Origin of the sequence: Rhizorhabdus wittichii (genome assembly GCF_017607425.1) — a bacterium.
Taxonomy (GTDB): Bacteria; Pseudomonadota; Alphaproteobacteria; order Sphingomonadales; family Sphingomonadaceae; genus Rhizorhabdus; species Rhizorhabdus wittichii.
Genome location: NZ_CP059319.1, coordinates 4,921,781 through 4,942,790 on the forward strand (window position 1 = coordinate 4,921,781; position 21,010 = coordinate 4,942,790).

General features: G+C 70.8%; 22 protein-coding genes. 7 read left to right on the forward strand and 15 right to left on the reverse strand.

Annotation, left to right across the window (positions count from 1 at the left end; translation table 11 throughout):
• Positions 1–130 precede the first annotated feature (130 nt).
• From HRJ34_RS23615 to HRJ34_RS23645, 7 genes are all read right to left on the reverse strand, one after another.
• On the reverse strand, positions 131–1,402 hold the full coding sequence (locus HRJ34_RS23615) for an RsmB/NOP family class I SAM-dependent RNA methyltransferase (RefSeq protein WP_208632616.1): 1,272 nt from the start codon (positions 1,400–1,402) through the stop codon (positions 131–133).
• A 54-nt stretch (positions 1,403–1,456) separates the two neighbouring features.
• Complete coding sequence (htpX, locus tag HRJ34_RS23620) at positions 1,457–2,407, reverse strand: zinc metalloprotease HtpX (protein WP_208632617.1); 951 nt, start codon at positions 2,405–2,407, stop codon at positions 1,457–1,459.
• A gap of 395 nt (positions 2,408–2,802) precedes the next feature.
• Positions 2,803–3,675 carry a hypothetical protein gene (locus HRJ34_RS23625; protein WP_208632618.1) on the reverse strand — a complete coding sequence of 291 codons (873 nt, stop codon included), beginning with the start codon at positions 3,673–3,675 and terminating at the stop codon, positions 2,803–2,805.
• Between the two features lie 31 nt (positions 3,676–3,706).
• Positions 3,707–4,396: a uroporphyrinogen-III synthase gene (locus HRJ34_RS23630; protein WP_029994521.1), complete on the reverse strand. Its 690-nt coding sequence runs from the start codon at positions 4,394–4,396 to the stop codon at positions 3,707–3,709.
• A complete protein-coding gene (hemC, locus tag HRJ34_RS23635; protein ID WP_016746212.1) occupies positions 4,393–5,319 on the reverse strand; it encodes a hydroxymethylbilane synthase in 927 nt (308 codons plus the stop codon). The genes HRJ34_RS23630 and hemC overlap by 4 nt, the downstream gene beginning before the upstream one ends.
• Before the next feature lie 57 nt (positions 5,320–5,376).
• Positions 5,377–6,759, reverse strand: a complete 1,383-nt coding sequence (locus tag HRJ34_RS23640) for an MATE family efflux transporter (RefSeq protein ID WP_011952773.1) — start codon at positions 6,757–6,759, stop codon at positions 5,377–5,379.
• Positions 6,760–6,815: 56 nt separating this feature from the next.
• Entirely contained in the window at positions 6,816–8,345 is a 1,530-nt protein-coding gene (locus HRJ34_RS23645; protein WP_208632619.1) for a hypothetical protein, read from the reverse strand.
• Positions 8,346–8,473: 128 nt separating this feature from the next.
• On the opposite strand from HRJ34_RS23645, the gene tsaD reads away from it, so the two are divergent.
• The gene (gene tsaD, locus HRJ34_RS23650) at positions 8,474–9,511 is read left to right on the forward strand and encodes a tRNA (adenosine(37)-N6)-threonylcarbamoyltransferase complex transferase subunit TsaD (protein ID WP_208632620.1); all 1,038 of its coding nucleotides are present in this window, start codon (positions 8,474–8,476) and stop codon (positions 9,509–9,511) included.
• Positions 9,508–10,503 (forward strand): NAD(P)H-dependent glycerol-3-phosphate dehydrogenase, encoded by a 996-nt coding sequence (locus HRJ34_RS23655; RefSeq protein WP_208632621.1) that lies wholly within the window; start codon positions 9,508–9,510, stop codon positions 10,501–10,503. The genes tsaD and HRJ34_RS23655 overlap by 4 nt, the downstream gene beginning before the upstream one ends.
• Positions 10,504–10,731: 228 nt before the next feature.
• On the opposite strand, the gene HRJ34_RS23660 is transcribed toward HRJ34_RS23655, so the two are convergent.
• On the reverse strand, positions 10,732–11,214 hold the full coding sequence (locus tag HRJ34_RS23660) for an outer membrane protein assembly factor BamE (protein WP_050986487.1): 483 nt from the start codon (positions 11,212–11,214) through the stop codon (positions 10,732–10,734).
• A 148-nt stretch (positions 11,215–11,362) separates the two neighbouring features.
• Here HRJ34_RS23660 and HRJ34_RS23665 point away from each other — a divergent pair, with 148 nt between their 5' ends.
• The gene (locus HRJ34_RS23665) at positions 11,363–11,884 is read left to right on the forward strand and encodes a ubiquinol-cytochrome C chaperone family protein (RefSeq protein ID WP_208632622.1); all 522 of its coding nucleotides are present in this window, start codon (positions 11,363–11,365) and stop codon (positions 11,882–11,884) included.
• Positions 11,851–12,411, forward strand: coding sequence for a DUF177 domain-containing protein (locus HRJ34_RS23670; protein ID WP_208632623.1), 561 nt, complete (start codon positions 11,851–11,853; stop codon positions 12,409–12,411). Before HRJ34_RS23665 ends, HRJ34_RS23670 begins: the two co-directional genes overlap by 34 nt.
• 40 nt (positions 12,412–12,451) lie before the next feature.
• Here HRJ34_RS23670 and nhaA read toward each other — a convergent pair whose 3' ends face one another.
• The 7 genes from nhaA to HRJ34_RS23705 all read right to left on the reverse strand — a co-directional run bounded on the left by nhaA (position 12,452) and on the right by HRJ34_RS23705 (position 18,726).
• Positions 12,452–13,582: a Na+/H+ antiporter NhaA gene (nhaA, locus tag HRJ34_RS23675; protein ID WP_208632624.1), complete on the reverse strand. Its 1,131-nt coding sequence runs from the start codon at positions 13,580–13,582 to the stop codon at positions 12,452–12,454.
• A gap of 95 nt (positions 13,583–13,677) precedes the next feature.
• On the reverse strand, positions 13,678–15,273 hold the full coding sequence (gene nadB, locus HRJ34_RS23680; RefSeq protein WP_029994512.1) for an L-aspartate oxidase: 1,596 nt from the start codon (positions 15,271–15,273) through the stop codon (positions 13,678–13,680).
• Entirely contained in the window at positions 15,273–16,190 is a 918-nt protein-coding gene (locus tag HRJ34_RS23685) for an ABC transporter ATP-binding protein (RefSeq protein WP_029548840.1), read from the reverse strand. The genes nadB and HRJ34_RS23685 overlap by 1 nt, the downstream gene beginning before the upstream one ends.
• A gap of 117 nt (positions 16,191–16,307) precedes the next feature.
• Positions 16,308–16,508, reverse strand: a complete 201-nt coding sequence (locus HRJ34_RS23690; RefSeq protein WP_041379203.1) for a hypothetical protein — start codon at positions 16,506–16,508, stop codon at positions 16,308–16,310.
• Positions 16,509–16,517: 9 nt separating this feature from the next.
• Positions 16,518–17,231 (reverse strand): hypothetical protein, encoded by a 714-nt coding sequence (locus tag HRJ34_RS23695; protein ID WP_208632625.1) that lies wholly within the window; start codon positions 17,229–17,231, stop codon positions 16,518–16,520.
• 78 nt (positions 17,232–17,309) lie between these two features.
• The gene (locus HRJ34_RS23700; protein ID WP_226948916.1) at positions 17,310–18,257 is read right to left on the reverse strand and encodes an SPOR domain-containing protein; all 948 of its coding nucleotides are present in this window, start codon (positions 18,255–18,257) and stop codon (positions 17,310–17,312) included.
• A gap of 94 nt (positions 18,258–18,351) precedes the next feature.
• On the reverse strand, positions 18,352–18,726 hold the full coding sequence (locus HRJ34_RS23705) for a reverse transcriptase-like protein (protein WP_208632627.1): 375 nt from the start codon (positions 18,724–18,726) through the stop codon (positions 18,352–18,354).
• Between the two features lie 35 nt (positions 18,727–18,761).
• Here HRJ34_RS23705 and HRJ34_RS23710 point away from each other — a divergent pair, with 35 nt between their 5' ends.
• The 3 genes from HRJ34_RS23710 (at position 18,762) to tldD (ending at position 21,001) form a co-directional block, all read left to right on the forward strand.
• Entirely contained in the window at positions 18,762–19,082 is a 321-nt protein-coding gene (locus HRJ34_RS23710; protein WP_016746202.1) for a hypothetical protein, read from the forward strand.
• A 64-nt stretch (positions 19,083–19,146) separates the two neighbouring features.
• Positions 19,147–19,353, forward strand: coding sequence for a zinc-finger domain-containing protein (locus HRJ34_RS23715; RefSeq protein ID WP_016746201.1), 207 nt, complete (start codon positions 19,147–19,149; stop codon positions 19,351–19,353).
• A gap of 217 nt (positions 19,354–19,570) precedes the next feature.
• A complete protein-coding gene (gene tldD / locus HRJ34_RS23720) occupies positions 19,571–21,001 on the forward strand; it encodes a metalloprotease TldD (protein ID WP_011952759.1) in 1,431 nt (476 codons plus the stop codon).
• Positions 21,002–21,010: the final 9 nt, after the last annotated feature.

Consider the following 21,010-nt stretch of genomic DNA (forward strand, 5'->3'; position numbering starts at 1 on the left):
AAGTTCCTCCCCTGCGTCGCAGGGGAGGGGGACCACCGAAGGTGGTGGAGGGGTGCGGCGGCGAAAACGCCGCTGTGCGGCGCCCCTCCACCGGCTGGCGCCGGTCCCCCTCCCCGTGCCGGGGAGGATCTTAGGATCGCCGGAAGCGCGCGACGAAGAAGCCGTCGGCGCCGCCGCGATCGGCGAGGGTGCCGGGGCGGACCCGGACGCGGCCGACCTTGTCGGGGGCGAAGCCCTGCGGCAGCTCGTCCGTGGCGACCGGATCGATCGTCCAGTCGGGATGGCGCGCGACGAAGCCCTTGGCGATCTGCTCCCCTTCGTCGGCCTCCAGCGAGCAGACCGCGTAGACCAGCCGCCCGCCCGGCGCGACGAGCCCGGCCGCATGGTCGATCAGCCGCGCCTGCAGCTCGGCCGCTTCGGCGACGATGCGGGGACCGGCGCGGTGGAGCACGTCGGGATGGCGGCGGAAGATGCCGGTCGTCGAGCAGGGCGCGTCGAGCAGCACCGCGTCATAGGGCGCGCCCTCGGCGAAGGCCGCCGCGTCGGCGATGCGGGCCTCGGCGGCAAGGCCGGTCCGTTCCAGATTCTCGGCGAACCGCGCCATCCGCGCCTCGGACAGGTCGACCGCCGTCACCGCCCAGCCGGCGGCGGCGAGCTGCATCGTCTTGCCGCCGGGCGCGGCGCACAGGTCGAGCGCGCGGCGGCCCTCGCCCGCGCCGAGCAGCCGCGCGGGGATCGCGGCGGCGATGTCCTGTACCCACCAGGCGCCCTCGTCATAGCCGGGCAGGTCGACGATCTGCCGCCCCGCCGCGATGCGGACATGGCCGGGGGCGAGGCTTTCGCCGTCGAGCCGCGCGGCCCAGTCGGCGGTGTCGGCGTCGGGCTTGAGCGTCAGGTCGACCGGCGGCGGTCCGCCGAGCGACGCGCGCGCGGCCTCGGCGGCGTCCTTGCCCCAGCTGGCGGCCCAGCGATCGGCGACGGCGGGCGGCAAATGGGGCGGATCGGGAAGCGCCGCGCCGTCGCGCATCACCGCGCCGAACACGGCATGGACCAGCTTGCGCGGGCCGCCGTCGACCAGCGGCAGCACCGTCGTGATCGCGGCATGGCCCGGCGTGCCGAGCGCCAGCGCCTGGGCGAGCGCGATGCGCAGCACCATCCGCGCCTTGGCGTCGGCGGGGAGCGGACGCTCGGTCGCGCCGTCGATCAGCGCGTCGAGATCGGCGGTGCGGCGCAGCACCTCGGCGGCGATGGCATGGGCGAAGCCGCGATCGTCGGCGCGGTCGAGATCGGCACAGGCGCCGTCCATCGCGGCTTCGAGCGGCAGGCCGCGGCGCAGCACGGCATCGAGCAGCCGCAGGGCGGCGCGGCGGGCGGGGGTTCCGGTGGAGTCAGATGTCACCAAATCCCCCTAGTCGGTGATAGTCCGACGGGAAAGCGTGTTGAACGAAAGGAAGACCTAGCCTCGTCCGTTCGGATCGAGCGCACTGGAGCGGCGCCGGGTGCGCGGCACCGAGGAGATCGACCCGCGCCGTTCCGAAAGCGCCGCGAAATTGGGCGACGGGCTCGGCACGCCCATCTCGTTGGCGATCGCCTCGAGATGGGCGATGCGGTTCTCGGTCGCCGGGTGGGTGGCGAACAGGCTGTCGCCGCCACGCTTCATGCCGGGGACGATGTAGAGCGCCGCAGCCGCCGGGTTGCGTTCGACCACCGGGTTGGGGATGCGCGCGGCCCCGTTGGCGAGCTTGGCGAGCGCCGAGGCGAGTGCCTGGGGCTTGCCCGAAATCTCGGCCCCGCCGCGATCGGCGCCATATTCGCGGGCGCGGCTGATCGCCATCTGCACGATCATCGCCGCGAAGGGGGCGACGAACACCGCCAGGATCGTCGCCAGCACCTGCCCGCCGTCGCGGCGGCCGGCGCCGAAGAACATGCCGAAATTGGCGAGCATCGAGATCGCGCCGGCGATCGTCGCGGTCATCGTCATGATCAGCGTGTCGCGGTTGCGGACATGCGCCAGCTCGTGCGCCATCACGCCCTCGATCTCGTCGCGGTTGAGGATGGCGAGCAGGCCGGTGGTCGCGGCGACGGCCGCGTTCTCGGGGTTGCGGCCGGTGGCGAAGGCGTTGGGGTGTTCGCTGTCGATGATGTAGACGCGCGGCATCGGCAGGTTGGCCCGGCGCGCCAGCCCGGCGACCAGCCCGACGAATTCGGGGCAGTTCTGCGCATCGACCTCGCGCGCGCCGTGCATCCGCAGGACGATGCTGTCGGCGTTCCAGAAGGTGAAGAGGTTCATGCCCGCCGCGACGACGAGCGCGATCATCGCCCCGCCGGTCCCGCCGATCGTAAAGCCGAGCGCCATGAACAGCGCGGTGAGCGCCGCCAGCAGCATCGTCGTCTTCAGCATGTTCATCTCTTGCCTTTGCTCCTTGCCCGCACAATGTGGGGAGAAACGGCCCCCGGTTCAATCATGCGGGCGAAAGGAATGATCGCGATGTCCGGCAAACGCCCGCCCCATGTGAAACCCCGGCGCACCTGTCGCTAACCCGCCCGTGCTGCAGCCCGGAGCCGCTCAAGCCCGCCCCGAGGCCGGCGGCCGCGACGGCCCCTGACACCTGCTATGGCGACTGGGGCTCAGGGGCATCGCTGTGGACTCTAGTTCCCCTGATCCTCCCTTTCAAGGGAGGGTAGAGGTGGTGGCGAGCAGTAGCGAGCCCCTGCATCGTCCGCAGAACTCCGTGAAGGGCATCGAGCCCCTTCACGGCGTACCCCCTTTCATCCCTCCCCTGAGGGGAGGGAGTTTTTTTGTTATTGTGCCGCCGTTTTCGCCCCGATCGGCACCGGTGCCGGAATCGGGTCGAGCAGCGCGGCGGTCTCGATCCGGTCGAGCGCGGCGCGGGACTGGACGTAGCGGCGGGCCGAGACGATCCAGGCGGTCGCGACGCGGCGGTTGGGCAGGCGGGCGACCTCGAGCAGCGCGGCGTCGACATGGCCGGCGGCGATGTCGTCGCGGGCGCGGGCGAAGCGGTCGACCGGCGCGGTCGAGACGGTGTCGGCGCGGCGGATCACCACCAGTTCGTCCAGCTCGCGGCGGATCGATTCCCACCAGCCGGCGTCGTCGGAGGCGGAGGAGAGCTGCGGGCCCAGCGCCTCCAGTCCGTCGCGGAGCTGGCCGATCGTCACCGGCTGGCGGCCGGCGCTGATCACCGTCGCCACCGCCTGCGGCTCGGTGCGGCCGAAGCGTTCGCGCAGCACCCCTTCGAGATAGCCGAGCGGCGCGCCACGCTCGATCGCGCGGCGCGCGGCGAAGGCGATCAGGAGCCGTTCGGCGCGGTGCGCCTCGCTGGTCGCGGCGGCGGTGCGCTCGTCGATGTCGTCGACCTTCTCCTCGATCCGGTCGATCCGCTGGTCGACGATCGTCTGGACGACGTCGGCGGCGGGCGGCGGGGCGATGTTGACCAGCGCGGGGCGCCGTTCGGGCGCGGGCGGGACGATCACCGGGACGGTCGGCTTGACGATGCCGGCCACCTCGTCGAAGCGGTGGAACAACCAGGCCATCGCGCCCATGCCGATCAGCAGCGCGACGACCAGCGCCAGCAGCACCGGCACGACCGAGCGGCGGGGCGGACGGCCGCCGGCATCGCTGGATTCCGGGACGGGATCGGTGGCGGGATCGGGCATGCGGTTCGTCTCTACTCCTGCGCTGCCGGTCTTATTGACACAGCCGCGCCGCCGCCGCCAGCAGCGCCGCGTCGTCCGGCTTGTCGGCGGCGATCCCGGCGCGCCAGCCGGAGCCGGCCGCGTCGAGCACCGCCGGGGCCAGCGCGGCGATCCTGACATGGCGGCGCGAAATCCGCGCGCCGTCGCACAGCCGGGCGAAATGCTCGGCGGCCCGGCCCGAATGGAGCAGCACCGCGCCGCCGCCCTCGCGCAGCGCGGCCAACGCCTTGTCGCCGAACCGTTCGATCGCCGCGCTGCGATAGACGATCCGCCGGTCGATCGTGATCGCGTCGAGCCCGGCGTCGCGATGATCCTCGCCGGCGAGGTGCAGCGCGCGGGCGACGCCGTTCGCGGCGGCGGTCTCCAGCATCGCCGCCGCGTCGCCGCGCCCGGTGTGGATGTCGGTGAAGCCCGCCGCCTTCAGCGCGCGGGCGGTCGCGTCGCCGACCGCATAGGCCGGGATGACGGCATAGGGCCGGATCGCCTTGCCGGCCTGGCGCACGGCGTTGGCGCTGGTGACGAACAGCGCGTCATAATCGCCGGCGGGCGGTGCGCCCCAGGCGATCGGCTCGATCCGGAAGATCGGCGAGACGACCGGGCGCCAGCCTTCGCCGAACGCGCGCTTGGCGGTCATGCTCGCGCCCGGTTCGGGGCGGAGGATCAGCAGGGGCGGACGACTCATGCGCCGGTGAACAGCGCGCGGAGGCGGGGCGAGGCGCCGTCGAGCAGCCGGTGGGCGAGCGCGGCGGCGTCGCCGGTCTCGAGCAGCATCGCCTCGCCCGAGCGATGCTCGCTGCCGTCCTCGGTCATGATCTCGGCGCGCAGCAGCAGCCCGGCGCCCGACCGGACGGCGAGCGCGGCCACCGGCGAGCGGCAATCGGCGCCGAGCGCGGCGAGCAGCGCGCGTTCGGCCGAAACGGAGGCGTTGGTCGGCGCGTCGTCGATCGCGCCGAGCAGCGCGCGCACGTCCGTTCGCTCGGCCAGCGTCTCGATGCCGACCGCGGCCTGCGCCGGGGCGGGCAGCATCTCCTCGATCGGGATCGGATGGCCGATCTCGTCCCGGCCGAGCCGGATCAGGCCGGCGCCGGCGAGCAGCGTCGCCTCCGCCTCGCCCGCCGCCAGCTTGCCGAGGCGGGTGTCGACATTGCCGCGGAACAGCACGATCCCGACATCGGGCCGCGCGCGCCGGACCTGCGCCGACCGGCGCGGCGAGGAGGTGCCGACCCGGGCGCCCTGCGGCAGCGCGGCCAGCGAGGCGGCGCCGATCAGCCGATCGCGCACGTCGGCGCGGGGCAGCATCGCGGCGATGACGATCGCGGCCGGGCGGATCGTCTCGACGTCCTTCATCGAATGGACCGCGAAGTCGATCGTGCCGTCCGCCAGGGCGATGTCGAGCTCCTTGGTCCACAGCGCCTTGCCGCCGACCTCGGCCAGCGCGCGATCCTGGATGCGGTCGCCGCTGGTCTTGATCGCGACGATCTCGACCGCGGTTTCGTCCCAGCCATGGGCGGCCCGCAGCGCGGCGATCACCATGCGGGCCTGGGTCAGCGCGAGCGGCGATCCGCGGGTGCCGAGACGGAGGGGACGGGAGAGCGAAGCGGTCATAGCGGCGCCTGCATAGAGCGTGATGGTCCGGTGTGGAAGCGCCGTGCGCCGATGGCGTCAGGTCGGGAGCAGGCCCAGCCGCTCGCGCCGCGCCCAGCGCCAGACCAGCAGCACCGCCACCACGCCGAGCCCGGTGGCGAGGCCCAGCCAGATGCCGACGCCCTCCATCTTCATCGGGAAGGCGAGGATCGTGCCGGTGCCGATGCCGATCACCCAATAGCCGATCGCGGCGAAGATCATCGGCATCCGCGTGTCCTGCAATCCGCGCAGCACGCCGGCGCCGATCGCCTGGGTGGCGTCGACGAGCTGGAACAGCGCGGCGATCGCCAGGAAGGATATGGCATAGCCGATCACCGGCGCGTTGGCGGGCACGTCGAGATCGATGAAGCCGCCGATCAGGGTGCGCGGGATGGTGATCAGCAGGGTCGCGGTGCCGACGGCGAAGGCGGTGCCGAGGCCGAGCGCGAGCCAGCCGGCGCGGCCGATCGCCGCCCGGTCGCGCCGGCCATGGGCATAGCCGACCCGCACGGTGGCGGCCTGGCCGATCCCCATCGGCACCATGAAGCACAGCGCGGCGATCTGGATCGCCACGGCATGGGCGGCCAGTTCGGCGCGGCCGATCAGGCCCATCAGGAACACCGCCGCATTGAACACCGTCACCTCGAAGCCGACGGTGAAGGCGATCGGCAGGCCGATCCTCCAGACGGTGCGCAGCCGGCTCCAGTCGGCGACCCAGAAGCGGCCGAACAGGTGGTAGCGGCGGAACCGGCGATGCATCGTCACCACCAGCGCCATGCCCACGCCCATGAAGATCGACGTCAGCAGGCTGGCGATCCCCGCGCCGTGCAGCCCCATCGCGGGAAAGCCGAAATGACCGAAGATCAGGACCCAGCCCGCCAGCGCATTGAACGGCACCGTCGCGAGGGTGACGATCACGCCCCAGATCGGCTTTTCGAGCGCCGACACATAGTTGCGCAGCACCAGGAAGACGAAATAGGGCAGCAGGCCCCATTGCAGCGCGTGGATCAGCGTCGCCGCCTGCGCCGACAATTCGGGGTCCTGGCCGATCAGGATCAGGATCGGCTCGGCATTCCACAGCAGCGCCCAGGCCGGCAGGCAGAGGATCGCCGCCGCCCAGATCGTCTGGCGGACGGTGCGGCGGATGTCGCGGACCGAATGGAGCCGGCGGCCGCGCTCGCTGGCGATCAGCGGCGACGCGGCGGTGGTCAGGCCGATGCCGAAAACCAGGAAGGCCTGGTAGAGGTTGAGCGCGAGCGATCCCGCCGCGACCGCGTCGGGGCCGAGCCGGCCGAGCAGCACCAGGTCGGTCGCCGCGATCGCCGACCAGCCGAGATTGCCGATCACCAGCGGCATGGCGAGCGACAGCAGCGCGCGCGCCTCTGTACGCCAGGGCGCGCCGGGATTCATATTGTGGTCCATGGCGGCGTCTTTAGCCGTGGCGGACGGCGGAAGCCACCCCGCCTGCACGGCCCGCTCTAGAACAGCGGCGGCGTCGGCCAGCCGTCCGGGAAGCAGTCGGTCGTCGCGTCGGGCAACGCGCGGGCCGGCGCGTGGGGCCGGATGATCTCCGGCACCCGATCGAGCGGGGAGAGATAGCTGTCCTTGGGCAAGGTCCGGAAGGTCTCGTCCCAGGCGCGCGAGAAGGCGCAGCGCGGCGGCGGCGAGACCGGGTAGGCCAGCGCGCGGGCGATCTCGGCCAGGCCGGTGACGCTGCCGATCGCGAGCAGGGCCAGCAGCGCCGCCCGCCGCCGCGCCGAGAGCGGCCAGCCGCCACCCAGCCCGTCGCCGAGATGGACGGCGAGGATGGCGAGCGCCGGGATCGATGCCCGCATCGCGAAGTCGAGCCATGCGCCGATCTGGATCAGCGGCATCGCCAGCAGCGATCCCATGGCGATGGCGAGCAGCGGTCCGCCGAACCGCGCCTGCCGCCCGCTGAAGGCGATCAGCAACCACGGAATCAGCTCGATCCCCAGGAAGAGCAGGTAGCGATCGGGCCGGATCGGGAAGAAGCGCGCGCCGACGGCGTCGCCCGCCGCCGTCAGATAGACCAGCGCGGGCAGCGCGATCAGCGTGGCGCAGGCGGGCAGGGCGATGTCGGCCCCGGTGATCCGGCCGCCGCGCAGGTCGCTCCAGGCGGCATGGAGCACGAACGGCATCGCCCCCATCGCGCCGAACGGCGACCACAGCGCGACCAGCGGCGGCAGCATCAGCAGCGGGCCGAGCCCGAGCCGGCCGGTCCGCCACAGCAGGATGCCGAGCGCGCAGATCCAGCCGGCGATCGCATGCAGCGGCACCCAGAAGGCGAGGGTGATCGTCGAGGAGAATTGGCTCGGCCCCCAGCCTTCGAGATGCGCGGTGGGAGTGAGGCCGGCGCCATGGCGCGCGACGAGCTGCCCGACGATGTCGAGCCCGCTGAAGGCGAGGAAGACGGCGAGCGCGATCAGCCGGCGTCGCCGGTCCGCGAACAGCGTCGATCCGATCGCGAGGAGCAGGCCGAGCAGCAGGCCGTTCTGCGCGAGCAGGGCGAGGTCGGCGCCCGCCTGCCCCCACAGCTTTCCGGCGAGCGCGGGGACCAGGTACATGCCGATCGGCGCGCGCAGCAGATCGCCCGAGGCATAGGTAAAGGGCCAGGGGTTGATCGTCATGTCGCGCAGCACCGCGTCGCGCACCTGCCAGTCGAGATTGGCGTAGAACAGGCGCCCCTCGCCGCCGAGCACCAGCAGCAGCATGGCGACCGCCAGCGCGCCGAGCAGGGTGGCGACGGTCGGGCCGGCATCGCGATCGCGGCGGCGTGGCAGGAACAGCAACCAGGCCAGCCCGCCGCTCAGCACCGCCCAGGCGAGATAGACGAGCGGCTGGGCGAGGCCGATGAAGCGGCAGAGCAGCAGCAGGTCGAGGATCAGCCAGCCGGCGACGATGCCGAACAGCGCCGACGCCGGCACGCGCCGCGCGAGCCAGGCGGCGCGCGGCGACGGTCGAGGCTGGGCGAGGGCGATCGTGGCCATGATCGCCGCGCTAGACGGCCGAGGTTAACATTCCTCCCTTGATCGCCCTTGCCGGGAGCCAGATTCACGTCATCGGCGGAAGCGCAAAGCGCTTCCACCTCAAACGATCAGGCTCTAGATGCGCAGCCATGGCCCTGATCCTCGGTATCGAATCAAGCTGCGACGAGACCGCCGCGGCGCTGGTGACCAGCGACGGTCGCGTGCTCGCGCATCGCCTCGCCGGGCAGGAGGAGGCGCATCGCCCGTTCGGCGGCGTCGTCCCCGAGCTGGCGGCGCGCGCGCATGTCGAGATGGCGGTGCCGCTGGTCGAGGCCGCGCTGGCCGATGCCGGCGTCACCCTGGCCGATGTCGACGCGATCGCCGCGACGGCGGGTCCCGGCCTGATCGGCGGCGTGATGGTGGGGCTGATGACCGCCAAGGCGCTCGCCCATGCCGCGGGCAAGCCGCTGATCGCGGTCAACCATCTCGAAGGGCATGCGCTGTCGCCGCGCCTCGCCGATCGCGAACTCGCCTTTCCCTATCTGCTGCTGCTCGTCTCGGGTGGCCATTGCCAGTTGCTGCTGGTCAGGGGCGTGGGCGACTATCGCCGGCTCGCCACGACGATCGACGACGCGGCGGGCGAGGCGTTCGACAAGACCGCCAAGCTGCTCGGCCTCGGCTTTCCCGGCGGCCCGGCGGTCGAGCGCGCGGCGGCGAAGGGCGATCCCAGGGCGGTGCCGCTGCCGCGTCCGCTGGTCGGCAGCGGCGAGCCGCATTTCTCCTTCGCCGGGTTGAAGAGCGCGGTGCTGCGCGCCCGCGATGCCGGCATCCACCGGCCCGAGGACATCGCCGCCTCCTTCCAGCAGGCGGTGGTCGACTGCCTGGTCGACCGCACGCGCCGCGCGATCGCCGCGATCGATGACGATGTCGGCGCGCTGGTGGTGGCGGGCGGCGTCGCCGCCAACCAGGCGATCCGCACCGCGCTGGCGGCGCTCGCCGAAAGCAGCGGCCTCGCCTTCGCGGCCCCGCCGCTCTGGCTGTGCACCGATAATGGCGCGATGATCGCCTGGGCCGGGGCCGAGCGGTTCGGAGCCGGACTGATCGACGATATGGAGGTGCCGGCGCGGGCGCGCTGGCCGCTTGATCCCACCGCGGAAAAGGCGCGCGGCGCCGGAGTGAAGGCATGACGATGACGTTGGACAGGCTGGGCGTGATCGGCGGCGGGGCCTGGGGCACCGCGATGGCGCAGGTGATCGCGAGCGACGGCTCCGACGTGCTGCTCTGGGCGCGCGAGCCCGAGGTGGTCGCCGCGATCAACGAGGAGCACAGCAATCCGATCTTCCTGCCGGTGCTGCCGCTCAGCGAGCGGATCCGCGCAACCGGCGATCTTGCCGATCTGTCGGATTGCGATGCGCTGGTGGTGGTGGTGCCCGCGCAGTTCCTCGGCGCGGTGCTGGCGCAACTGCCGCGCCGCGACGTGCCGCTGGTGCTGTGCGCCAAGGGGATCGAGGCCGGGACCCGCCGGCTGATGTCGGAGGTCGCGGCCGACGCGGCCCCCGGTGCGCCGATCGCGGTGCTGTCGGGCCCGACCTTCGCGCATGAGGTGGCGGGCGGCCGCCCGACCGCGATCACCCTCGCCTGCGCCGACGAGGCGGTCGGGCTGGCGCTGGCCGAGCGGCTGCGGCGTCCGGGCTTCCGCCCCTATCTGTCGCAGGACGTGGTCGGGGCCGAGATCGGCGGCGCGGTCAAGAATGTGCTGGCGATCGCCTGCGGCGTGGTCGAGGGCGCGGGGCTGGGCCAGAACGCCCGCGCCGCGCTGATCAGCCGGGGCTTCGCGGAGATGACCCGCTTCGGCCTGGCGCGCGGCGCGCGGGCGGAGACGCTCGCCGGCCTGTCGGGGCTGGGGGACCTCGTCCTCACCTGCTCGTCGACCAGTTCGCGCAATTTCTCGCTCGGCAAGGGGCTGGGCGAGGGCGTCCCCGCCACCGAGCTGCTGCGCGACCGCCGCACCGTCGCGGAAGGCGCCGCGACCGCCCCGGTCCTCGCCGAGGCGGCGCGCGAAGCCGGGGTCGACATGCCGATCGTCGACGCGGTCTGCGCGCTGCTGGCGGGAGAGGCGACGGTCGACGCGGTGGTCGCCGACCTGCTGGCCCGCCCGCTCAAGCAGGAAGGGGCGTAAGGCCCCGAACCGTCATGCCAGCGGAGGCTGGCATCCATGTCTGCTCTCTCCCCGGTGCTCATCTGGCCGAAGAGAGACATGGACCCCTGCCTCCGCAGGGGTGACGTCTGTTGGGGGAAACGGAGCCGGAGGCTCCGCAAGCGCGAACGCGCGCCCGAGCTTATGCGAGGAAAGCCAAGCAGGGCGGATGCCCTGCGCCCGGCGCCTGAGGGCTAAACAAACAAAGCCTCAGTTGGGGTTATCCGCCGTACCGCCCGACTGGCCGACCGAGCCGACCCGGCCGATATTGCCGAACAGCTCGCGGAAGAAGCCGCGCTTGCTGCCGAGGGTCGGGGTCTTGTCGCCATAGAGCGAGACCTGGGTGACCTTCTCCAGGCCGGTGCGCTCGACCGAGGCGACGTTGCCCTTGTCGTCGAAATGGACGGCCAGGACGGTCTGCGACACCGCCTTGGGGGTGCGATAGCCGACCTGGCGGGTGTCGCGGGCGACGTAGTACCAGGTCCGGTCCTTGTCGAACTGGCCGGCGAAGCTCGGCCGGCCGAGCGTCTTCTCGACCGATTCGCGGTTGTCGACGCCGGGGGAGACGGTGTTGATCAGGGTCGAGTCGACGACATAGCCCTTATGGTCGCGAATGCGCGCGCAGCCGGCCGTCAGGCCCAGAATCGCGATCGTTCCGGCGATGGCCGCCGATCGCAGCAGGGTCCGGGGCATCGACTTCTCCTTGAAACTCAACAGATGGCGCGCTTGCGCCCGGCGTAGACCGCCTCAATATGCGCGGGACCTGCCCGGTGGCAAGATGCCCCCGCACGGTATAGAGGGCGACGCTTGATGCCCGCTGAACGGGCGTGAGGACGATAGAGTGAAATTCCTGAAATCCCTTTTCGGCTTCGGTCCCGATCCGCGCGAGGAACTGGTCCCCCTCTACACCGCGATCGTCGCCGAGGCACGCGATCCCGTCTGGTATGCCGAGGGCGGCGTGCCCGACACGCTCGACGGCCGTTTCGACATGGTGGCGGCGATCCTGTCGCTCGCGCTGCTACGGATCGACGCGGAGGGCGACGCCGGCCGCGCGTCGAGCGCGCTGCTCACCGAGGTGTTCATCGACGACATGGAGGGCCAGGTCCGCCAGCTCGGCATCGGCGACGTCGTCGTCGGCAAGCATCTCGGCAAGATGGTCGCGGCGATGGGCGGGCGGCTGTCGGTCTATCGCGACGCGATCGACGACGCCCCGGCGCTCGAGGCGGCGCTGGTCCGCAACCTGTGGCGTGGCGAGCCGGGACCCGAGGCGAAGCCCGCCTTCGTCGCCGAGCGGCTGCGCGCGATCGCGGCGGGGCTGAAGGCGACGTCGTGGAGCGCGGTGCTGGCGGGGCGGCTGCGGTGACGGCGCCCGAATTCTCGCGGCCGGTGCGGATCGACACGCTGGGCGAAGGACGCCGGACGATCGCGATCGAGGCCGACGCGGCCGAGCGCGCGGCGCTCGCGACCCGCTTCGGCCTGCTGTCGCTGGCCGCGCTGTCGGCCGAGGCGGAACTGCGCCGCGAGGGGATGACGATCCTCGCCGAGGGGCGGCTGCGCGCCTCGGTCGAACAGGCCTGCGTCGCCAGCGGCGTGGCCGTGCCGGCGACGATCGACGAGGGGTTCAACCTGCGCTTCGTGCCCGAGCAGCCGGTCGAGGAGGGCGTGGAGATCGAACTGGCGCCCGACGACTGGGACACGATCGATTATGCGGGCGGCGCGATCGACCTGGGCGAGGCGGCGGCGGAAACGCTGGCGTTGAGCCTCGACCCCTTCCCGCGCGCGCCCGACGCCGACGCGGTGCTGCGCGAGGCCGGCGTGTTGTCGGAGGACGAGGCGGTGACCGGCCCCTTCGCGGCGCTGAAGAGCCTCAAGGACAAGCTGGGCAAGTAACGCCCACCCTCGTCATCCCAGCTTTCGCCGGGATGACGGGTTAGGTGACCTTCCCCGTCCACCGCAGCAGCGCATAGCCGGCGATCGCCGACAGGATCGATCCGCCGAGCACGCCGATCTTGACCTCGTCGATCAGCAGCGGGTCGCTGAAGGCGAGGCCGCCGATGAACAGGCTCATCGTGAAGCCTATCCCGCAGAGCAGCGCGACGCCGTAGAGCTGGGTCCAGCTCGCCCCGGCCGGCCGCTGCGCGAGGCCGAGCGCGACGGCGAGGCGGACGCTGCCGAAGATGCCCGCCTGCTTGCCGAGGAACAGGCCCGCCGCGATGCCGAGCGGCAAGGGAGCGAGGAGCTGCTCGACGCCGATCCCCGCGAAGGAGACGCCGGCATTGGCGAAGCCGAACAGCGGCACGATCGCGAAGGCGACCCAGGGATGGAGGCCATGCTCCAGCCGTTCGAGCGGCGAATCGCGCTCATCGCCCAGCGGGATCGCGAGCGCCGCGAGCACCCCCGCGATCGTCGCATGGACGCCCGACAGCAGCACCGCGAGCCACAGCGCCGCCGCGAGCAGCAGATAGGGCCACAGCCTCCGGACGCCGATCCGGCCGAGCCCGGCCATCGCGGCCAGGATGACGATCGCCGCCAGCAGCGCCGGGCCGCTGATCGCGGCGGTATAGGCGAGCGCGATGATCGCCACCGCGCCCATGTCGTCGACGATCGCGATCGTGGTCAGGAACAGCTTGAGCGACGCGGGCGCGCGCGAGCCGAGCAGCGCGAGCACGCCGATTGCGAAGGCGATGTCGGTCGCGGTCGGGATCGCCCAGCCACGGACGAGGCCTTCGGTCCCGCCGGCGAAGGCGAGGTAGAGCAGGGCCGGCGCCGCCATCCCCGCCGCCGCGGCGATGCAGGGCAGGATGCGATCCGACCAGCGGGCGAGATGGCCGCGCAGGAATTCGCGCTTTATCTCCAGCCCGACCAGCAGGAAGAACAGCGCCATCAGCGCGTCGTTGATCCAGTGGAGCAGGCTGAGCGGGCCGAGCCTGGCGTGGAGAAGCTCGAAATAGGTGGGCGCCAGCGGGCTGTTGGCGACGAGCATCGCGGCAGCGGCGGCGGCGATCAGGATGATTCCCCCGGCGGCCTCGGTCGCCAGGAAGCTGCGGAACAACATGCGCATGGTCCGGATAGTAGGGCCTGTTCGTCCGAGGCGGAAGCGCGCTTTCGCCGACGGCGTGAATCAGGCCCTTCTCAAAGGGCCGCGACCTCGATTGCTCAAGGGACCAGGATGGTGTCCTTCGCCTCGTCGAGCATGTCGGGGAAGTCGAGCGTGTAGTGCAGGCCCCGGCTCTCCTTGCGGTGGAGCGCCGATCGCACGATCAGGTCGGCGACGTCGAGCAGGTTGCGCAGCTCGATCAGGTCGGAGGTGACGCGGAAATTGCCGTAATAGTCGGCGACCTCCTGCCGCAGCAGGGCGATGCGGTGCTGCGCGCGTTCGAGCCGCTTGGTCGTCCGGACGATGCCGACATAGTCCCACATGAAGCGGCGGATCTCGCGCCAGTTGTGCTGGACGATCACCTCCTCGTCGGAATCGGTGACGCGGCTCTCGTCCCACGGCCGGATCGGCGGGGGTGGGGGCATGTCGTCGAAATGCGCCTTGATGTGCTCGGCGGCGGCGTCGCCGAACACGAAGCATTCGAGGAGCGAGTTGGAGGCGAGGCGGTTCGCCCCGTGCAGCCCCGACTGGGTGACCTCGCCCGCCGCGTAGAGGCCCGGCAGGTCGGTCCGCCCGTCGAGATCGACCATCACGCCGCCGCAGGTGTAGTGGGCGGCGGGGACGATCGGGATCGGCTCCCTGGTGATGTCGATGCCCAGGCCCAGCAGCTTGGCGTGGATCGTCGGGAAATGGCCGATGACGAACTCGGCCGGCTGGTGGCTGATGTCGAGATGGACATAGTCGAGGCCGAGCCGCTTGATCTCATGGTCGATCGCGCGGGCGACGATGTCGCGCGGCGCCAGCTCGGCCCGCTTGTCGAAGCGCGGCATGAAGCGGCGGCCGTTGGTCGGCAGCTTCAATTGCCCGCCCTCGCCGCGCATCGCCTCGGTGATCAGGAAATTCTTGACCTCCAGATGGTAGAGGCAGGTCGGGTGGAACTGCATGAACTCCATGTTGGAGACGCGGCAGCCCGCGCGCCACGCCATGGCGATGCCGTCGCCGGTGGCGCCGCGCGGCGAGGTGGAGAAGAGATAGGCGCGGCTGGCGCCGCCGGTCGCCAGCACGGTCGCGCGGCCGGTGAAGGTCTCGATCGCGCCGGTCTTGCGGTCGACCGCATAGACGCCCCAGACATGGCCGTCGCCCGAATAGCGCTCGCCATGGCGGCCGGTGATCAGGTCGATCGCGGCGCGGTCGGGGAACAGGGTGATGTTGGGGTGCGCGACCGCCGCCTTCTCGAGCGCGAGCTGGACGGCCTGGCCGGTCGCGTCGTCGACATGGACGATGCGGCGGTGGCTGTGCCCGCCCTCGCGGGTCAGGTGCCAGCGATCCTCGGGCCCTTCGCCGCCGGGGTTGAAGGGGACGCCGAGCCCCGCGAGCTTCTCGATCGCGCGGGGCGCATGTTCGACGACGAACTCGACCGAGCGGCGGTCGTTGAGCCCCGCGCCCGCGATCATCGTGTCCTCGATGTGCGATTCGAAGGTGTCGCCCGGTTCGAGCACGGCGGCGATGCCGCCTTGCGCCCAGGCGGTCGATCCGTCGGAGATGCCGGCCTTGGCGAGCACCCCCACCCTGAAGCGATCGGCCAGGTTGAGCGCGGCGGTGAGACCCGCGGCGCCCGATCCGATCACGACGACGTCGAATGAATGTTCGGTCATTACCCCGCGCGCGTCAAAGCCAGGAAGACATCCTCCAGGTCGGCTTCCTGGGTGGAAACGTCGACGATGCCGAGCCCGTTCTTCTGGACCGCCGCCAGCACCTCGCCCGCATTCACCTTGTCCTTGGAATAGGTGATGACGAGGGTGCGGCTGCCCTTCAGCTCGACCTTGTCGAAGCAGATCGCGTCGGGCGCCTTGTCGAGATCGCGGTCGACCGTGACCGACACCGCCTTCTCCTGCGCCTTGCCGACCAGCTCGCGGGTCGGCTCGTTGGCGATCACCCGGCCATGGTTGATGATCGCGATCCGGTCGCAGAGCTCCTCGGCTTCCTCGAGATAATGGGTGGTCAGCACCACCGTCACGCCGCTGGCGTTGAGCTCGCGCACATATTCCCAGAGCTGCTGGCGCAGCTCGACGTCGACGCCGGCGGTCGGCTCGTCGAGCACCAGCACCGGCGGCGAATGGACCATCGCCTTGGCGACCAGCAGCCGGCGCTTCATGCCGCCCGACAGCGACCGCGCATAGGCGTCGGCCTTGTCGTCGAGGTGGACGGCGCGCAGCAGCTCGTCGGTCAGCCGCTTGTTCTTCGGGATGCCGTAGAAGCCGGCCTGGTTGTCGAGCGTCTCGCGCGGGGTGAAGAAGGGATCGAACACGATCTCCTGCGGCACGATGCCGATCGATGCCTTGGCGTTGCGCGGGTCCTTGTCGATGTCGAAGCCCCAGATCGACACCTGCCCGGCGGTCTTGTTGACCAGCCCGGCGAGGATGTTGATCGTCGTCGACTTCCCCGCGCCGTTGGGGCCGAGCAGCCCGAAGATCTGGCCGCGCGGAATGTCCAGGTCGACGTCGAACAGGGCCTGCTTGCCGCCCTTGTAGATCTTGGAAAGCCCTCGGATGCTGATCGCGGCGTCGCTCATGGCGGGGGGCATAGCGGCTGCGGGGCTCCGGTGCAAAGGGGGATGACCGGGGCGGCCGGCCATGGCCGCCCGCCGCGCCGCGCTATGGCTCCCGAACCTCGCCTATCAGGCCGTTCCTCATGGCCATTCGACTATGATCCATCGGATGCAAACCGCGGCACAAAAAGCATAGGTTATCGCCAGAAACCAAAAAAATATCGGGTTTGTGGCCCTGTTGATATCACCCACTGAATTAGGCATCTCTCCGGTGATCAGCCCTATCGAGAGCAGCCAGATCGTTCCGAAGAAACCCATCACCGACAGCGCGAACATGCTCATGTTTCTTTGTCACTCGGAATCGCGAGGATCTTTCGTCAGTGGTGGGATGGCATTATCCAACGCCTTGCCGAAAAGATAATCAGCAAAATCGTTACGGAGTGTCTTGGGAACCAGACGTAGAGCGCCATGATTCAAAACGCCATCACGCATTGCTCGTTCGAAAGCATGATGGTCTCCCATAGCCGCTTGACCAGCACCGGAAAGGACTGTGGCCGTACTGCCGATGCCCTCGACGGTGGCGCCGGCCAATCCCGGTTCGCCAAATAGCAGTTCGGCGCCCATCATCGCGCCGCCTGCATCCGAAGCGAAATTGCCTAGATCGACCCCCATCTGGAGAGCTTTATAGAGTGGGTTTGAGAGATAGTTAGGCCTACCCGACTGTGCTTGCGGAGCAACAGCGATCTGCGGTTTCATGGTGCGGGCCGATACAGCTTGCGCGGATCGGTTGCGGTATGAACTGTCTTGCATGGCGCGTTCGGCGGCGCGAAGCGCTCGAGAGCTGAGTTCCTCCAAGGTCGGCTGGTGCTGTTGTCCGTAGGATCGCATCGGGGCAAAGGTGCCGTCTGTCAGGGAAGGAGCGTGATCGGCCCGGACCGGCCATCCCGGCGCATATTCCCTGGCGCGCCGCTTTGCTTCCTTGCGTGCTTTCTCCGCCGCTTCTTCCTGAAGCATCTTCTGCCAGACGGTATCGTAAGTGGGCTCGGGCTTGGACTTGTCGGTCAACGGCTATCTCCTCGGTTTCTATGACCGAACCGTCTCAAGCCGAATCCTACTAGTCAAGAACATAATAAGAACAAACGATCATGCCCTGGGCGGCACCGGCAGGCAGTCGAGCCCGGCACCCGCGGCGGCGGCGCAGAGGGCGATCGCCTGGGCGCGGTCGGTGACCGGGCCGATGCGGACGCGGACGAGCCGGCTGGCGGGGACGTCCTCGTAATGCGGTTCGAAATCGGCGGCGCCCTTCATCCGCTGGCGGATCCTGGTCCAGGCGTCGCGGGCGGCGCGGTCGCCCGAATAGGCGCCGAGCTGGATGCGCCAGGGCGGGCCGGACGCGGCGGCGGCCGTCGCGACCGTCGTCGTCGCGGGGGCCATCGCGAAGGCCGTCGCCGCGCGCGCCGGGCCATGGTCGCCCTTCTCCCACGCCGCGAGTTCGACCTTGTAGCGGGCATAGGCGTCGTAGAATTCGCTGAAGGGAGCGGCGAGCCGGTCGAGCGCGCCCGGCGCGAAGCCGGGCAGCTTCTCGGCCGGCAGCGCGGCGGCCTCGGCGGCGACGCCGGTCGCGACCGCGCAGAAGCGCGCCTGGGCGGGCGGCTGGGCGAAGAAGTTGTAGACTTGGGTGACGTGCGCGTCGGTGGCCGATGCGATGCCGAAGCGCGCGCCCTCGGCCTTGTAGGCGGCGGCGAGCGCCTTACGCTGATGGCCGAGCAGCTTGTTGTAATTGGCGGTGATGCCGGTTTTGCCGGTCCGGTCGCAGCTCAGCGCCGCGACGTTGAGCGCCGAGCGCAGGTGCCACATCGCCTCGGCATCGGAGACGCCGGCGTTGACGGTGCGGTAGCCGCCCCTGCCGTCGCCGTCGGGCAGGCGGAAATTCTCGGTCGCGCCCGCCGGCGGCTGCGGGCGGGGCGTCGCGGCTGCCGGCGGCGGGGCCGATGCCGTCTTCACCGCCTTCCTGCCGCACCCCGCCAGCAGCAGCGCCGTCGCGATCGCCGCCGTCCAGGCGGCGGCTGTGTAGGTCCCTGTCGTCCGCACCCGCTCATCCTCCCGCTTCATCCTGCGGAAGGGCGGACTCGCTGTCAGGAGTCGTTGCGGCGGCCCGAGTCGATCGCGGGCCGGGTCGAGTCGGTCACGGGCCCCGGTGCATTTTCTCGAGGGCGATCCCGGCCAGGTTGCGCTTGCGGCCGACATGGCGCAGCCGCACCCGGTCGAACCCCCGCGTCGCTTCACGGAAGCGGTCGAGCCAGGGCTGGCGTCCGCCCTGCCGCCCCGACGCCTGGCGGATCACCGACAGCGAATCCCCGAGCAGGACGATGTCGGACACCCCCTCGGCCGCCGCCCGTTCGAGCGCATGGAGCAGCGCCGTCCATTCGGCGTCCTCATTGTCGCCGCTGCCCGGACCCCGCCGGATGTCGGCGACGCCGCGGATCACCGTGGCGGTCTCGATCGGGCCGGGATTGGGACGGCAGCCGCCGTCGAAATAAATGGGGGTCGGCTTGTTCACTTGGCCTTCACATGGCAGGGGTCAGGGTGAACGCCATGACAGCATATCGCCCTTCCGTCCGCCATGGTCTCGCGCTGGCCGCGCTGCTGCTCGCCGGCTCGATCGCCCATGCCGAGGAGCGGGTGATCGCGCTCAGCCCGGCCGAGAAGGAGAAGCTGCTCAACGCGGCGGCCGAACGGCCCCGGCCGGTCGGCGACGAGCTTCCGGTCAACGGGCTCGGCCGGCAGGTCCATGGCGAGGTCGGCATGTTCGTCGGCACCGGCGGGTCGCGCGGCGTGTTCGGATCGGCGATCGCGCCGCTCGGCGACAAGGGCCAGATCGCCGTCGCCTTCGAGAACAGCCGCTTCGGGCGCTGAGCGAGTGACGAGGGGTGGCCATGTCGTCGTTGCGCGGCGCAGCGCCGCTTGCTAATCGGCGCGCATGAGCATCCCGGCGCCGACTCCCGAAACCGTCACCGTCTCCTCGACCCGCGTCGCCTGCGACGGCGCGAGCGACATTCCCGGCGGCGAGGCGCTCGGCCACCCCCGCGTGTTCATCGAGATCGATCCCGACATCGGCCATGCCGACTGCGGCTATTGCGACCGCCGCTTCGTCCTCGACGGCAAGGGCGGCCCGGCGCACCACTGATCCCCGCCTGGCCGTCATGCTGAACTCGTTTCAGCATCCACCGGGAGGCGGGAGCGAAACAGACGGTTCCTGCTGCGGCCGCCCGAACCTCTCTCCATCAGCCTGAGCGGGCGGGTGGATGCTGAAACAAGTTCAGCATGACCAAGGTGTGGCGGCGGCGTAGGTTTCCCGCAAATATCGCTATTGGGCTTCGCGGCGGAGCGCCTATATCGGCCTCATGACCATTCTTCCCGCAGACCCCCGCCATTTCCTCTATCGCGACGCGCTCGATCCCGATGCCGCGCTGCGGCTCACCGCGCAGACGCTCCAGGGCTGCGACGACGGGGAGCTCTATCTGCAATATCTGTCGTCGGAGAGCTTCGGCTTCGACGACGGGCGGCTCAAGACCGCCGACTACAACACCCAGGCGGGCTTCGGCCTGCGCGGCGTGTCGGGCGAGACGACCGCCTTCGCCCATGCCAATGAGCTGAGCGAGTCCGCGATCATCCGCGCGGGCGAGACGATGAGCCTGCTCGATCCCGCCGCCGGCAGCCGCGCCGCGCCGCCGCGCCGCACCAACAGCCGGCTCTACACCGCCGACGATCCGCTCGGCCTGATCCCCTTCGCCCGCAAGGTCGAGCTGTGCCAGCAGATCGACGCCGCCGCCCGCGCCCGCGATCCGCGCGTCCAGCAGGTCTCGGTCGGGCTGTCGGGATCGTGGAGCGTGGTCGAGATCGTCCGCCCCGACGGCTTCACCGCCTTCGACGTGCGCCCGCTCGTCCGCCTCAACGTCTCGGTCGTGGTCGAGCAGAACGGCCGGCGCGAGACCGGCTTCTTCGGCATGGGCGGCCGCTATCTCTACGACCGGCTGTTCGAGCCGGCGCAGTGGAACCGCGCGATCGACGAGGCGCTGCACCAGGCGATCGTCAACCTCGACGCGGTCGCCGCGCCGGCGGGCGAGATGACCGTGGTCTGCGGCCCCGGCTGGCCCGGCGTGCTGCTGCACGAGGCGATCGGCCACGGCCTGGAAGGCGACTTCAACCGCAAGGGCACCTCGGCCTTCTCCGGCCGGATCGGCGAGCGGGTCGCCGCCCCCGGCGTCACCGTCGTCGACGACGGATCGATCGCCGACCGGCGCGGGTCGCTGACCATCGACGACGAGGGCACGCCGACCCAGTGCAACGTGCTGATCGAGGACGGCATCCTCAAGGGCTATATCCACGACCGGCTCAACGCCCGGCTGATGGGCGTCGATCCGACCGGCAACGGCCGGCGCGAAAGCTATGCCCATGCGCCGATGCCGCGCATGACCAACACCTTCATGTACGGCGGCAACGACGATCCCGAGGAGATCATCGCCCGCGCCGGCAACGGCATCTACGCCAAGAGCTTCGGCGGCGGCCAGGTCGACATCACCAGCGGCAAGTTCGTCTTCTCCTGCACCGAGGCGTACAGGATCGAGAACGGCAAGCTGACCGTGCCGATCAAGGGCGCGACCCTGATCGGCGACGGCCCGTCGGTGCTGACCAAGGTCACCGCGATCGGCAACGACATGGCGCTCGACGAGGGCGTCGGCATCTGCGGCAAGGGCGGCCAGTCGGTCCCTGCCGGGGTGGGCCAGCCGACCGTGATGATCTCGGCGCTGACGGTCGGCGGCACGGCGGCCTGATCGGGTAGC

Bases quoted from the DNA above. Each gene is read 5' to 3' on its own strand.
- HRJ34_RS23660 (WP_050986487.1), bottom strand. From the start codon at position 11,214: ATGCCCCGGACCCTGCTGCGATCGGCGGCCATCGCCGGAACGATCGCG.
- HRJ34_RS23690 (WP_041379203.1), bottom strand. From the start codon at position 16,508: ATGAGCATGTTCGCGCTGTCGGTGATGGGTTTCTTCGGAACGATCTGG.
- nadB (WP_029994512.1), bottom strand. From the start codon at position 15,273: ATGACCGAACATTCATTCGACGTCGTCGTGATCGGATCGGGCGCCGCG.
- HRJ34_RS23655 (WP_208632621.1), top strand. From the start codon at position 9,508: ATGACGATGACGTTGGACAGGCTGGGCGTGATCGGCGGCGGGGCCTGG.
- tsaD (WP_208632620.1), top strand. From the start codon at position 8,474: ATGGCCCTGATCCTCGGTATCGAATCAAGCTGCGACGAGACCGCCGCG.
- HRJ34_RS23710 (WP_016746202.1), top strand. From the start codon at position 18,762: ATGACAGCATATCGCCCTTCCGTCCGCCATGGTCTCGCGCTGGCCGCG.
- hemC (WP_016746212.1), bottom strand. From the start codon at position 5,319: ATGACCGCTTCGCTCTCCCGTCCCCTCCGTCTCGGCACCCGCGGATCG.
- HRJ34_RS23685 (WP_029548840.1), bottom strand. From the start codon at position 16,190: ATGAGCGACGCCGCGATCAGCATCCGAGGGCTTTCCAAGATCTACAAG.
- HRJ34_RS23640 (WP_011952773.1), bottom strand. From the start codon at position 6,759: ATGGACCACAATATGAATCCCGGCGCGCCCTGGCGTACAGAGGCGCGC.
- HRJ34_RS23625 (WP_208632618.1), bottom strand. From the start codon at position 3,675: ATGCCCGATCCCGCCACCGATCCCGTCCCGGAATCCAGCGATGCCGGC.
- HRJ34_RS23715 (WP_016746201.1), top strand. From the start codon at position 19,147: ATGAGCATCCCGGCGCCGACTCCCGAAACCGTCACCGTCTCCTCGACC.
- HRJ34_RS23630 (WP_029994521.1), bottom strand. From the start codon at position 4,396: ATGAGTCGTCCGCCCCTGCTGATCCTCCGCCCCGAACCGGGCGCGAGC.
- HRJ34_RS23645 (WP_208632619.1), bottom strand. From the start codon at position 8,345: ATGGCCACGATCGCCCTCGCCCAGCCTCGACCGTCGCCGCGCGCCGCC.
- htpX (WP_208632617.1), bottom strand. From the start codon at position 2,407: ATGAACATGCTGAAGACGACGATGCTGCTGGCGGCGCTCACCGCGCTG.
- nhaA (WP_208632624.1), bottom strand. From the start codon at position 13,582: ATGCGCATGTTGTTCCGCAGCTTCCTGGCGACCGAGGCCGCCGGGGGA.
- tldD (WP_011952759.1), top strand. From the start codon at position 19,571: ATGACCATTCTTCCCGCAGACCCCCGCCATTTCCTCTATCGCGACGCG.